Source organism: Kitasatospora sp. NPDC001119, from assembly GCF_053598475.1.
Map to the genome: position 1 here is coordinate 1 of NZ_JBSFKI010000010.1, position 13007 is coordinate 13007.

Below are 13007 nucleotides of genomic sequence, written 5' to 3' on the forward strand. Positions count from 1 at the left end.
ACTGCAGGACCGTGACCATCGCCAGCAGGGCCGGCGAGATCCCGGGCCGTCCCAGGTCCGCGTACATCTCCTCGAACTCACCCGTGGTGAAGTCCACGTCACTGAACAACGGACCCAGCGCGTCCCGAACCCGCATCTCGTCCGTCCCCCGCGGATGGACCCGGCGAGCCAGCGCCACCGTCTCCGCCGGAATCCCCGACACACCACCAGGACGCAACACGACCCACCCCCACAGACAGCCAATCCGCCCCGACCAGCAGACACTTACTGTCCCACGCCCAACCCAACCGACTTCGCCAGCAGAGTCACCTGACGACTTCCTGCGCAGCCGGACGCAGTGCCCCCTGCCACCTCGCCTCCTGAGCCGCACCCCCGCACGGCCTGCCCCGCACCCCCCTTGCCCCCTTGCCGCCTGACCTGCGTCACTGACCCGGACCCCGTACCGCGCGTAGGAAGTCGGCCCGCCCGACTTCCTGCGCAGTTGCACACGACACCCCTTCTGCGGAGAAATCTGTAGACCGGTCGCCATATTCGCCACACGGGAACCGGGGGTGGCCCGCGCGAGAAGTCGGCCCGGCCGACTTCCTGTGCGCGATCGGGCCAGCCAGGTCGAGGTTCACCAGGTGCTGCATAGGAAGTCGGCGGAGTCGACTTCTCGTGCGCAGAGGGGCGAGGCCGGCGGCGATCTATGTAGTCCGACCGTCATATCCCTCGCGCGTGCATTGGACTGGCTCGCATGAGAAGTCGGCTGGGCCGACTTCTTGCGCGTTTACGAGCGGGTGGGCCTGGCTGTGCCCAGAACTATGTAGACCGGCCGTCATATTTTCCCAGGTCCTGCACAGGAAGTCGGCGGGGCCGACTTTTCGTGCGCAGGGTGGGGTGCGGGTCGGCAGGATCTGTAGACCGGTCTGCATATTTCTCCCAGGGGTGCATGGAAGGTCGGGCTGATCGACTTCTCGTGCGCGGAGGGGCGGGGGCGGCGGCAGGCTATGTGGCCTGGTCTTCGCCCGCGTTGGAGGAGCTCGCGTGAGAAGTCGGCTGGGCCGACTTCCTGTGCGCTTTCGGGCTGGCCGGCCCTGGGTGTACCTGGGGCCAGGTAGGCCGGCCGTCGCATTTATCCGGGTTCTGCATAGGAAGTCGGCGGGGGCGACTTTTCGTGCGCGGGGGAGGTGTGGGGCGTCCCCCAGGGGTGCATGGAAGGTCGGGCTGATCGACTTCTCGTGCGCAGAGGGGTGGGGTCGGCGGCAGAGGGAGCTACGCCAGAAGTCGGCGGGGTCGACTTTTCGTGCAGGGGTGTGGGTCAGCAAGGGTGTGCAGGCCGGTCGTCGCATTCATCGCAGGGGGAGGCGCAGGAAGTCGGCCGGGCCGACTTCCTGTGCGGGGCGGGCGGCAGGGGCGGGGGCGTAGGGTCGCGGGTCGGGCAGGGTCGGGGTCGGGGAGGGCCGGATGATTTCGCGGGCGCAGGCGGTGGAGGCGGGGCAGCGGTGGATCAACGGGGATCTGCCGCAGGGGGCCGGAGTGGTGCGGCGGGTGTGCACCCATGAGTTCGAGCTCGGCTGGGTGGTGTGGGCGGAGCCCGCCCGGGTGGTGGTCGACCCGCGGACGGGGGAGCGGCGGGCGCCCGAGGAGGTGGGGGCGGCCTGCGCCGTGGTGGACCGGGAGAGCGGGCGGTTCACGGTGTGGCCCTCGGTGCCGGTGGACGAAGTGGTGGGGCTGTACCGGGACTTCGTCGGCGCGGGCGGCTACGACCCGACGCTCCCGCCGGCGACCGGCCGGGGCGCCAGGGCCGAGCTGACCTACCGGGACGGCACCGGCGAGGAGCGGTCGCTGGCCCTGCGGTCCGCGGCGGGCCTGCCGCACCCGGCACTGCGCGGCTGGTGGTGGCTGCGCGAGCAGGGCGTCGCCGCCGAGGACGTGCTGGCCGTCCGGACCGACCTGCGGCCGAGCGCCCTGCCCGGCGGCTACTGGTCGTACGCGCTGGCCGCCGAACTGCCGGACGTCCGGGTCGACTTCGAGCTTCCGTACGGCCCGCGCTTCGACCACCGGGCGGCCGCCGTACGGGCGCTGCCCGCGCCGCCGGACGGTCCGGCCCGCAACCGGGTGCCCTTTCCCCGCGCGGTGCGCGACGCGTCCGGCGGTCCCGGCACATCCGGCGAGCCCGACGCCGTGCTCGCCGCCCGGCTCGCGGAGCGGTTCGGCCCGGCGGGTGTCCAGCGCTTCGAGCCGGCCGACGTCGCCCGCGCCGAACTGCCCGGGGACGCGGCCGCGCTGCTGCTGGCGGTGGGCGTCCCGGTGGCCGTGCCGGGGTTCTTCGCGCTGCACCACCCGGGCGCGGAGGCGATCGCCGACGGCACCCGCCAGGGCACCGTCCTGCCCCCGCTCGCCGCGCACCTGGCCGGACTCGGCCGCGGCACCCGGGTGGCCGAGCGGGAGCGCCTGGCGCTCGCCGGGCAGCTGGTGCTGGGGACGGACGGCTGGGCGCTGCTGGCCCTCGACCCGGTGGACGGCGCCGTCCGGGCGGTGGACCCGGACTACGCGACCGCCCGCCACTGCAACGCGGACCTGCGCGCCTTCGTCCGCTGCCTGGAGGTGTTCGCCGGCTGGTGGCCGGCTCTGCGCGGGCTCGACCCGGTGGCCGCGGGCGGGGCGGTGGACGCCCTGCAGCACGCGCTGGCGGCCGTGGACGGCACGGTCTTCACCGACCCGGAGAACTGGTGGGCCGTCATCGTCGAGCAGCTGTGGGACGGCCTCCTCTGACGGACGGCGGGCCGCCGGAAGACCGGCCCGCCCACCGGCCCGCCCACCGGCCCACCCACCGGCCCGCGGACCGGTTCCGGACCGGCGCGAATACCGCCGCACCCCCTCTCACCAGGGCCCGGATCGCGTAGCGTGGAGAGTTATGCGACTCGGTGTGCTCGACGTAGGTTCCAACACGGTCCACTTCCTCGTGGTGGACGCCCATCCGGGCGCTGCTCCGCTGCCCGCGTACTCGCACAAGGCCGAGCTGCGTCTGGCGGAGCTGCTGGACGAGGACGGTGCGATAAGCGAGGCCGGGGTCGAGCGGCTGGTCGGCCACGTCGCGTCCTCGCTGCGGGTCGCCGAGGACAAGGGCGTCGTCGACATCCTCCCGTTCGCGACCTCCGCCGTGCGCGAGGCCGCCAACGGGGAGGAGGTGCTGCGTCGGGTGGCCGCCGAGACCGGCGTCGAGCTGCGCGTGCTCTCCGGGCAGGACGAGGCCCGGCTCACCTTCCTGGCCGTCCGCCGCTGGTTCGGCTGGTCCTCGGGCCGGCTGCTCAACCTGGACATCGGCGGCGGTTCGCTGGAGATCGCCTGCGGCCTGGACGAGCAGCCGGACGTCGCCTGCTCGCTGCCGCTGGGCGCCGGCCGGCTGACCGCCCGCTGGCTGCCGGGGGACGTCGCCGATCCGGAGGGGCTGCGCGAGCTGAGACGCCACATCCGGGCCGAGCTCGCCACCGTGGTCGGCGAGATCACCCGGCTCGGCCCGGCCCGGCACGCGGTCGCCACCTCCAAGACCTTCAAGCAGCTGGCCCGGATGACCGGCGCCGCCCCCGCCGACGCCGGTCCGTACACCGACCGCCGGCTCACCCGCAGCGGGCTGGCCGCCTGGCTGCCCCGGCTGTCGGCGATGACCGTCGCCGAGCGCGCCCGGATCCCGGGCGTCTCCGAGGGCCGGGCCAAGCAGCTGCTGGCCGGCGCGCTGGTCGCCGACGCCGCGATGGACCTGTTCGGGCTGGAGGAGCTGGACGTCTGCCCGTGGGCGCTGCGCGAGGGCATCATCCTGCGCCGCCTGGACACCATGGACAGCCCGGCCGACCGCCGCCGCCCGGCGCTCACCCCGTAAGCCGGGCGCGGACCCCGGGGCGCGCACGCGGGCGGCCGCCCGGACAGTCGTCCGGACCCGTCCCGACCGACCGCCGACCGACCGCCCCGGGGCAACGTGCCGATGGTCACTGCGCCGGTCATCCCGCCCCGTTCGCCGCGTGCTCCGCATACGCTGTCTCCCGTGGTGCAACCAGCGGGCGAGGACGGAACGCAGGAGGACCGCACTCCCGGGAGCGGGCAGTCGCGGCCGGACGGCCCGCGCCGCAGGCTCGGCAAGGCGGTCACGGGCGCCACCGCCGCCCAGGCCGCCAAGCAGGCCTCGAAGGCGGTCAAGGCCGCCCAGCGCACCGCGAAGACCGCCGCGGCGAAGACCAGCGCGGCGAAGACGGCGCGAACGGCGAAGACGGCGAAGACGCCCACCGCGAAGCAGCCCGCCCCGGAGACGAAGCAGCCCGCCGCCAAGGCCGCCCCGAAGGAGACCCGCACCGCCCGGGCCGCCGGCGCCGCCAAGGCCGCCGTCCAGTCCGTCCGCTCGGTCAAGGCCGCCAAGCGGGACGCCGCCCGCCCGCCGCTGCTGCGCACCACCGACCGGCTGGTGCTGCCCCGGCACCCGGCCCTGCACATCCCGGACACCAAGGTGGCGCTGTCCACCGCCTCGGTGTACCCGGCGAGCACCGCCGTCGCCTTCGAGCTGGCCGCCAAGCTCGGCTACGACGGGGTCGAGGTGATGGTCTGGAACGACCCGGTCAGCCAGGACATCGACGCCCTGCGCCGGCTCTCCGACGCCCACCGGCTGCCCATCCTGGCCGTGCACGCGCCCTGCCTGCTGATCACCCAGCGGGTGTGGAGCACCGACCCGTGGACCAAGCTGGTCCGGGCCCGGGCGGCGGCCGAGAAGCTCGGCGCGAGCGCCGTGGTCGTCCACCCGCCGTTCCGCTGGCAGCGCCAGTACGCCCGGGAGTTCGTCGAGGGGATTCACCGGATGGCGGGCGAGACCGACGTCCGCTTCGCCGTCGAGAACATGTACCCGTGGCGCTACCGCGACCGCGAGATGCTCGCGTACGCCCCCGGCTGGGACGTCACCGACGAGGAGTACCGGCACTTCACCATCGACCTCTCGCACGCGGCCACCTCCCGGATCGACACCTTCGCCATGGTCGAGCGGATGGGCGACCGGCTCGCCCACGTCCACCTGGCCGACGGCAGCGGCTCCGGCAAGGACGAGCACCTGATCCCCGGCCGCGGCAAGCAGCCCTGCGCCGAGCTGCTGGAGCACCTCGCCCGGACCGGCTTCGACGGCCACGTGGTGCTGGAGGTCAACACCCGCCGCTCGGCCTCCCCCGCCGAACGCGAGGCCGACCTGGCCGAGGCCCTCGCTTTTACCCGCTTGCACCTGGCCACCCCCTCGCGCGTACGCTGAGCCGTCCGGTCCGCCCGGGCGTCAACTGCCGTACGAAGGGGGACGCATGACGGAGAGTCGGAACTACCGCGAGGCCGCCGCGAGCTTCGGCGGGGTCGCCGCCGAGTACGAGCAGGGCCGCCCCGGCTATCCCGACGAGCTGTTCGACGCGCTGGAGCGGCTCTGGGGCCGCGGCCTCGCCGGTGCCCGGGTCCTGGACGTCGGCGCCGGGACGGGCATCGCCACCCGGCTGCTGGCCGCGCGCGGCGCGGAGGTCGTCGCCGTCGAGCCCAGCCCCGGCATGGCCGCCCGGTTCCTGGCCTCCTCGCCGGGCCTGCCGCTGGTCCGGGGCACCGGTGACGACCTGCCCTTCCACGACGGGTCCGTCGACCTGGTCGCCTACGCCCAGGCCTTCCACTGGACGTACCCCGAGAAGTCCGTCCCCGAGGCGGTCCGGGTGCTGCGGCCCGGGGGCGCCGTCGCCGCCTGGTGGAACGTGTACGACGAGACCGTGCCGTGGATCCGGGCCAGGAGCGAGCGGATGGCCGCCGCCCTCCCCGGCCGCTTCCACGGCTACGGCGGGATCAGCGGCCACGTCGGGCACTTCGCCCCGGCCGGCCTCGTGGTCGAACGGACGGCACTGCGCTGGGAGCGGCGGGTCACCGTCGAGCACGTGCTCACCGACCTCACCTCCCGCTCCTACCTGGCCTCGCTCAGCCCCGAGGAGCGCGCGCCGGTGCTGGCCGCCGAACGGGAGGCCATGGTCGCCGCGTTCCCGGACGGCGTCGTGGTCGAGCCGTTCAGTCTGGACCTCACTGTGGCCGTCAAGCCCGGCTGACGCCCGGACCCCGCCGCCTGCCCGCACCGCCGTCCGCCAGTGCCTCCGCCTGCCCGCATCGCGGACGGACCGTCCGCCGGCCGGACGGCGGGCGTAGGCTCGGTACCCACAGCGGCCCCCGAACCCTCCCAGCAGCGGGGTGCCCGCGAGAGCCCCGAAGGAGTGGAGCACAGTGCCCGAGCTGAGGTCCCGTACGGTCACCCACGGTCGCAACATGGCAGGCGCCCGGGCGCTTCTCCGGGCGGCCGGCGTAGCCCGCGAGGACTTCGGCAAGCCGATCATCGCGGTGGCCAACTCCTTCACCGAGTTCGTCCCCGGGCACACCCACCTCCAGCCGGTCGGCCGGATCGTCTCCGAGGCGATCAAGCAGGCGGGCGGCATCCCGCGCGAGTTCAACACCATCGCCGTGGACGACGGCATCGCGATGGGCCACGGCGGCATGCTCTACTCGCTGCCCTCGCGCGACCTGATCGCCGACTCGGTCGAGTACATGGTCAACGCGCACTGCGCCGACGCCCTGATCTGCATCTCCAACTGCGACAAGATCACCCCGGGCATGCTGATGGCCGCGCTGCGCCTCAACATCCCGACCGTCTTCGTCTCCGGCGGCCCGATGGAGGCCGGCAAGGCCACCCTGGTCGACGGCACCGTGCGCAAGCTCGACCTGGTCGACGCGATCTCCCAGGCGGTCAACGAGAACGTCTCCGACGAGGACATCGCGATCATCGAGGAGAACGCCTGTCCCACCTGCGGCTCGTGCTCCGGCATGTTCACCGCCAACTCGATGAACTGCCTGACCGAGGCGATCGGCCTCTCGCTGCCGGGCAACGGCTCGGTGCTCGCCACCCACACCGCCCGCCGGGCCCTGTACGAGCGGGCCGGGCAGAACGTCGTCGAGATCGCGAACCGCTACTACGGCGGTGACGACGCCTCGGTGCTGCCCCGGGCGATCGCCACCCGCGCCGCCTTCGAGAACGCCATGGCCCTGGACATCGCCATGGGCGGCTCGACCAACACCATCCTGCACCTGCTCGCCGCCGCCCAGGAGGCCGAGCTGGACTTCGACATGCGGGCCATCGACGCGATCTCCCGCAAGGTGCCCTGCCTGTCCAAGGTCGCGCCGAACGGCTCGTACTACATGGAGGACGTGCACCGGGCCGGCGGCATCCCGGCCATCCTCGGCGAGCTGTACCGGGCCGGGCTGCTCAACGAGGACGTCCACACCGTGCACGCCGACTCGCTCGCCGAGTGGCTCAAGACCTGGGACGTGCGCGGCGGTTCGCCGTCCGCCGAGGCCGTCGAGCTGTGGCACGCCGCCCCCGGCTGCGTCCGCTCCGCCGAGGCCTTCTCGCAGTCCGAGCGCTGGGAGTCGCTGGACACCGACTCGGCCAAGGGCTGCATCCGCAGCGCCGAGCACGCCTACTCGGTCGAGGGCGGCCTGGCCGTGCTGTACGGCAACCTCGCCGAGGACGGCTGCATCGTGAAGACCGCCGGCGTGGACGAGTCGATCTGGACCTTCAGCGGCCCGGCCGTCGTGGTCGAGTCCCAGGAGGACGCGGTCGAGGCGATCCTCGCCAAGCGGGTCAAGGAGGGCGACGTCGTCGTCATCCGCTACGAGGGCCCCAGGGGCGGCCCGGGCATGCAGGAGATGCTCTACCCGACCTCCTTCCTGAAGGGCCGGGGCCTGGGCAAGGCCTGCGCGCTGGTCACCGACGGCCGCTTCTCCGGCGGCACCTCGGGCCTGTCCATCGGCCACGCCTCCCCGGAGGCGGCCTCCGGCGGCACCATCGCGCTGGTCGAGGACGGCGACACCATCGCCATCGACATCCCCGGCCGCCGGATCTCCCTGGAGGTCCCGGACGAGGTGCTGGCCGAGCGCCGCCGCGTCCTGGAGGCCACGGGCGGCTACCGGCCGAAGAACCGCGAGCGCCAGGTCAGCCAGGCCCTGCGGGCCTACGCCGCGATGGCCACCTCCGCCGACAAGGGCGCCGTCCGCGACGTGTCCAAGCTCGGCTGAGCCCGAGGCGAACACCGGGCCCGTACGGAAACGGAACGCCGGGCCCGCACCGAACCGGAACACCGGGCCGTACGGAACCGGAACGCCGGGCCCGCACCGAACGAGGAGGAGCCGTCCCACCGGCCGGGACGGCTCCTCCGCCGTGTGCGGCGGTCGGGTGATAATCGACGGCGTGAGCGAGCAGCCCCCCACCCCCGCCCCCACTCCCGCCGGCGCCCCCGAGCCGGAGCCGATCCGCTTCTTCGGCACGTCCTGGCTCAACCGGGACAACGGCTACTGGCCGCGCCGGGTCGGTGTCTCGGTCGGTGCCCTGGCCGCGACCGCCGCCGCCGTGCTGGTGCTGCGCTTCGGCATCGAGGGCATCGCGCTCTCCGAGGACGGCACCTTCCTCAACGGGCTGCTGACCGCCGCCATCGCGGTCTGCTCGATGATGGCCGTACGGCGCACCTGGAAGGTGCTCACCGAGGGCCGGGACCAGCTGACCGGCTGGATGGCCGAGGACAAGTCGCTCGGCGCGGTCTGGCTGATCGGCGGGGCCGGCAGCCTGGCCGCCTACTTCGTCCGCAGCCTGGTCGAGGCTCCCGGCGAGGCGGTCCGGCGGGCCGCCCACGAGCGGGCCGTCGCCCAGTACGAGAAGCGCCAGGCGGGCCGCGGCCGCCGGCCCGACACCAAGGCGCCGGGCCGGGCCAAGCGCAAGCGCTGACGTCGGTCAGGTCCGGCTGGCGGAGCCGCAGTTCCCGGTGCCCGGCGGCACCCGGTCCCGGTCGTACGGGTCCGCGGTCGGCCCGGTCGGTACCGGGCCGGGCCGGGTGGACCGGTCGAACTCCGGGTGCAGGAAGCCGTCGTAGCGGCCGCAGGTGCTGTTGCCGAAGCTCTCCACGGTCTCGTCGATCGCGAGCTTCCCCGGATCGACCTGGTACTTGGCCGGGTCGTAGAAGTGGAAGGTGTCCACCTGCCGGACGATGGTCCGGACCGTCTCCGCGAGGTCCGCGGAGCCGTTCGCCGAGGCCGCCTGGTCGGCCGTCTTCGGGCCGGGGCGCAGCGCGTACACGTAGCTGACGTCGGCCCGCATCAGGACGCCGTTCTCCCCGTCGGCCGTGACGTCGATCCGGCCCCGCACCTTGACCACGTCGGTGACCGGGACGGCCTCCCGCGGGTCGAAGCGGGTGAACCAGGCGGTGGGGTCACTGGTCGCCGAGGGGTGGTCCAGCGACGCGGCCGCGGCCTCCCGGGTGCGGCCGTCGAGCATCGCCAGCGCGGCGTCCGGGCGGCCGCCGGACACCACCTTCGGGTCCAGGTGGGCCGCCGCCAGGTAGGCCCGCACCGACTGCAGCCGGGCGGCCACCTCGTCGGCACCGAACGCGCCGGTGGCCCGGGGGGTCTTCGGCAGCTCGATCCCGTCCGTGCCGGCGGCCCAGTCCTCGGCGGGGGAGCCGGCCCACGGGTGGTCGGGGGTCGGCTGCCGTCCGTCGCGCTCCGCCGCCGGGCTCGCGGAGACCGGGTGGTCGGAGGCGTAGCCGAAGTGGGTGGAGTACCAGAACTTCAGCCCGTCGATGTTCAGTGCCACGAGCAGCACGGCGACGGTCAGCAGGACGTAGAGCGGCGTGCGCCACTCCAGGCGGCGGCGCGGACGCGGGTCGCCCCACGCGTCGACCGCCCGCGCCGGGCGGACGGGCTTGCGGCGGAAGCGGCGCCCGCGCGCCGCGGGGCCGTCGTTGACCGAGCGGCGGCCGCCCGGATCGACCGGCGGGGTGTGCTTCCAGCGGGCGGACAGCATGCGGGTGCGCCCGCTCTGCTCCTTGACGGTGGCGCTGCGGACGAACTCCTCGTCCAGGACGAGGTCGGCGAACGGGTCCTTCCGGCCCGCCCCGGACGGGTCGGACCCGTTCGGCTCGTCGCCCCCGGCGGGGCGCGGTTCCGGTTCTTCGGCGATCGGCATCGCGCCAGTATGCCGACGGGGTCTGACGATCCGTCGATCGGGGGCACATCGTGTGGTGAACACCTGTGCGTCGTCCGCGGGACCGGTGCCGTTCGTCCGGAAGCGCGCCGGTGCGGGCGCCCGCTCAGTCCTTGCCGCGGGCCTGCTTGACCGAGCCGACCACCCCGGCGATCGCCAGGAGCAGGCCGGCCGGCAGCAGCGAGATGAAGAAGGCGCCGAACAGGCCTTCGTCGCCGAGGAACAGCTGGGCCAGCGTGTTCAGGACCAGCAGCCCGCCGGCGGCCGGGAGCGCCGACTGCCAGGGGTGCTCGTTCGCCCAGCGGCGCAGCCTCCGGTCGGTGGTGTCGCGCCGCAGCCGGCCGCCGACGGTGCCGACCAGGAAGAAGAAGAACAGGCCCCAGCCGGCCGGTGAGGCCAGCATGCTCAGCGACCAGTCCCCGGTGATCGCATCGATCCCCAGGGCCGTCGCCCCCACCACCGCACCGACCCCCGCGGCGGTCCGCCACGGGCCCACGGTCGCCGAGGCGACGGCGAGTTGCCGGTTCTCACGTCGGGACATTTCGTCGTGTGCCATGGCTCCACGGTGCGCCCGCGGGAGCCGGGAGGCCATAGGGGAAACCCCCGAGATTTCTCCCTAGGGGCCTGTCCTCCGCCAGGCGGCCGCGCGGGCGGCGACCACGGAGCCGATGGTCCCCGCGCGGGCCGCGACCACGGAGCGGACGGTCCCCGCGCGGGCCGCCGGGCGGTGCGAGGATGGCGGCAGTACCGAGGCAAGGAGCGGGAGCGGACCATGGGCAGCAGCGGAGCACACGGACAGAAGATCGCCTTCCTGGGCACCGGCAAGATCGGCGAGGCCCTGCTCTCCGGTCTGCTGCGGGCCGGCAAGGACCCGGCCGACGTCCTGGTGACCGCCCGCCGTCCCGAGCGGGCGGCCGAACTCGCCGACCGCTACGGCGTGGTGGCCGTCTCCAACGCCGAGGCCGCCAAGCTCGCCGACACCCTGATCCTCGCGGTCAAGCCGCAGGACATGGGCGCCCTGCTGGAGGAGCTGGCCCCGCACGTCGGCGCGGACCGGCTGGTGATCTCGGCCGCGGCCGGCGTTCCCACCGCCTGGTTCGAGGAGCGGCTCGCGGCGGGCACCCCGGTGGTCCGGGTGATGCCCAACACCCCGGTCCTGGTGGACGAGGGGATGAGCGTCATCTCGGCGGGCTCGCACGCGGGCGAGGAGCACCTGGCGCGGGCCGAGGAGATCTTCAGCTCGGTCGGCAAGGCGCTGCGGCTGCCCGAGTCCCAGCAGGACGCGGCCACCGCGCTGTCCGGCTCCGGGCCGGCCTACTTCTACTTCCTGGTGGAGGCGATGACCGACGCCGGCATCCTGCTCGGGTTGCCCCGGCAGGTGGCGCACGACCTGATCGTGCAGTCCGCGATCGGCGCCTCGGTGATGCTGCGGGACTCCGGCGAGCACCCGGTGAAGCTGCGCGAGGCGGTCACCTCCCCGGCCGGCACGACCATCGCGGCGATCCGCGAGCTGGAGAACCACGGGGTGCGGGCCGCCCTGCTCGGCGCCCTGGAGGCGGCCCGGGACCGCTCCCGGGAGCTGGCCTCGGGCGGGAAATGACCGCTGCGCGACCCCTCCCGTAATCGCGGCGCACCCCCTACGCTCTCGCCAACATCGTCCTACCGGCCGGTAGCGCGGTTCGTGTGGAGTCCGCCTGGAGGTCCGCTTGAGTGCCGCCCCGCCCGTGGTCCCGCCCGTTCCGCCCGCCGCGTCGCCGTCCCCGGTGGCGCCCGGTCTGCGCACCGGGCGGGCCGCGCTCGCCGCCGCCTTCCTGCTCCAGGGCGTCACCTTCGCCCTGCTGGTCACCTGCATCCCGGAGATCCAGCACCGGTACGGGCTGAGCGACGGGCTGCTGCCGGTCTTCCTGGCCGCGGTGCCGGTGCTGGCCGGGGCCGGGTCGATCGCCTCCGAGCAGCTGGTGAAGCGCACCGGCGCGCGGGTCGTGCTGCGGGTGGTCCAGCCCGCCGTCTGCCTGAGCCTGGCGGCCGCCGGACTGGGCGGGGCACTGTGGCAACTCGCCCTGGCGCTGGGCGCGTTCGGACTGCTGGTGGGTGCGCTGGACGCCAGTATGAACATGCTCGGGGTGGGGCTCCAGCACCGCTACGGCCGCTCGATCATGATCGGTTTCCATGCCGCGTTCAGCCTCGGCGGCATCCTCGGCGCGGCCCTCGCGGGCCTCGGCTCGCACTACGACCTCGGGCTGCCGCTGCTGTTCGGCACGGCCGCCGCCGTGATCGCCCCGCTCGCCCTGCTGGCCGGCGCCTTCTTCGCCGGTCCGGCCGAACTCGGCGACGCCGTCCGGGAGGCCGCCGAGGCCGCCGCCCGGTCCGTCCCCTGGCGTCCGCTGCTGCCGCTCTGCCTGGCGATGGCCTTCGCGTACATCGCGGACTCCTCGGTCTCCAACTACAGCGTCAAGTACCTCACCGACGGGCTGGGCAGCCGGGAGGACCTCGCCAAGCTCTCCTACCTGGGCTACATGGTCGCGATGCTGCTCGGCCGGGCCCTGGGCGACCGCGCGGTGCAGCGCTTCGGCGCCGTCCCGGTGGTCCGCGTCGGTGCCGCGCTGGCGGCGCTCGGTTTCGGCCTCGCCGCGGTCGCGCCCGCCGCCTGGGCGGGCATCGCCGGCTTCACCGTGCTGGGCTTCGGCATCTGCGCGATCATCCCGCAGGTGTTCGCGGCCGGCGGCCGGCTCTTCCCGGCCGACTCGGACGCCGCGGTGGCCCGGCTCAACCTCTTCAACTACGTGGGCTTCCTGGTCGGTTCGCCGCTGGTCGGGGCGATCGCGGACGCGAGCTCGTACCGCTGGGCGCTGCTCGCCCCGATGCTGCTGGTGCTCGCCGTCCTGCCGCTGGCCGACCGCTTCGCCCCGGCGCCGGCGCAGGCGCAGGCGGTGGCCCCCGCCGCCGGGTGACG

The 13007-nt window shown here is 74.2% G+C and carries 10 protein-coding genes; 8 read left to right on the top strand and 2 right to left on the bottom strand.

What is annotated here, in order from left to right:
- The first annotated feature begins 1446 nt into the window (after positions 1-1446).
- The 6 genes from ACWDD9_RS14380 to ACWDD9_RS14405 all read left to right on the top strand — a co-directional run bounded on the left by ACWDD9_RS14380 (position 1447) and on the right by ACWDD9_RS14405 (position 8800).
- A complete protein-coding gene (locus ACWDD9_RS14380; RefSeq protein WP_449811761.1) occupies positions 1447-2757 on the top strand; it encodes an SUKH-4 family immunity protein in 1311 nt (436 codons plus the stop codon).
- Positions 2758-2899: 142 nt separating this feature from the next.
- A complete protein-coding gene (locus ACWDD9_RS14385; RefSeq protein WP_049652204.1) occupies positions 2900-3862 on the top strand; it encodes a Ppx/GppA phosphatase family protein in 963 nt (320 codons plus the stop codon).
- 573 nt (positions 3863-4435) lie between these two features.
- On the top strand, positions 4436-5263 hold the full coding sequence (locus tag ACWDD9_RS14390; RefSeq protein WP_079272395.1) for a sugar phosphate isomerase/epimerase family protein: 828 nt from the start codon (positions 4436-4438) through the stop codon (positions 5261-5263).
- A gap of 46 nt (positions 5264-5309) precedes the next feature.
- Positions 5310-6080: a class I SAM-dependent methyltransferase gene (locus ACWDD9_RS14395; protein WP_074004028.1), complete on the top strand. Its 771-nt coding sequence runs from the start codon at positions 5310-5312 to the stop codon at positions 6078-6080.
- A 172-nt stretch (positions 6081-6252) separates the two neighbouring features.
- Positions 6253-8097, top strand: coding sequence for a dihydroxy-acid dehydratase (gene ilvD, locus ACWDD9_RS14400; RefSeq protein WP_049652202.1), 1845 nt, complete (start codon positions 6253-6255; stop codon positions 8095-8097).
- Between the two features lie 172 nt (positions 8098-8269).
- Entirely contained in the window at positions 8270-8800 is a 531-nt protein-coding gene (locus ACWDD9_RS14405; protein ID WP_107418827.1) for a hypothetical protein, read from the top strand.
- A gap of 6 nt (positions 8801-8806) precedes the next feature.
- On the opposite strand, the gene ACWDD9_RS14410 is transcribed toward ACWDD9_RS14405, so the two are convergent.
- Positions 8807-10036 (bottom strand): SCO2583/SCO2584 N-terminal domain-containing protein, encoded by a 1230-nt coding sequence (locus ACWDD9_RS14410; RefSeq protein WP_449811762.1) that lies wholly within the window; start codon positions 10034-10036, stop codon positions 8807-8809.
- 124 nt (positions 10037-10160) lie between these two features.
- A complete protein-coding gene (locus tag ACWDD9_RS14415) occupies positions 10161-10610 on the bottom strand; it encodes a hypothetical protein (protein ID WP_147409126.1) in 450 nt (149 codons plus the stop codon).
- A 216-nt stretch (positions 10611-10826) separates the two neighbouring features.
- On the opposite strand from ACWDD9_RS14415, the gene proC reads away from it, so the two are divergent.
- Complete coding sequence (proC, locus tag ACWDD9_RS14420) at positions 10827-11654, top strand: pyrroline-5-carboxylate reductase (protein ID WP_049652199.1); 828 nt, start codon at positions 10827-10829, stop codon at positions 11652-11654.
- A 175-nt stretch (positions 11655-11829) separates the two neighbouring features.
- Positions 11830-13005 (top strand): MFS transporter, encoded by a 1176-nt coding sequence (locus tag ACWDD9_RS14425; protein WP_449811810.1) that lies wholly within the window; start codon positions 11830-11832, stop codon positions 13003-13005.
- Positions 13006-13007: the final 2 nt, after the last annotated feature.

Bases quoted from the DNA above. Each gene is read 5' to 3' on its own strand.
- ACWDD9_RS14380 (WP_449811761.1), top strand. From the start codon at position 1,447: ATGATTTCGCGGGCGCAGGCGGTGGAGGCGGGGCAGCGGTGGATCAAC.
- ACWDD9_RS14385 (WP_049652204.1), top strand. From the start codon at position 2,900: ATGCGACTCGGTGTGCTCGACGTAGGTTCCAACACGGTCCACTTCCTC.
- ACWDD9_RS14395 (WP_074004028.1), top strand. From the start codon at position 5,310: ATGACGGAGAGTCGGAACTACCGCGAGGCCGCCGCGAGCTTCGGCGGG.
- ACWDD9_RS14410 (WP_449811762.1), bottom strand. From the start codon at position 10,036: ATGCCGATCGCCGAAGAACCGGAACCGCGCCCCGCCGGGGGCGACGAG.
- ACWDD9_RS14415 (WP_147409126.1), bottom strand. From the start codon at position 10,610: ATGGCACACGACGAAATGTCCCGACGTGAGAACCGGCAACTCGCCGTC.
- proC (WP_049652199.1), top strand. From the start codon at position 10,827: ATGGGCAGCAGCGGAGCACACGGACAGAAGATCGCCTTCCTGGGCACC.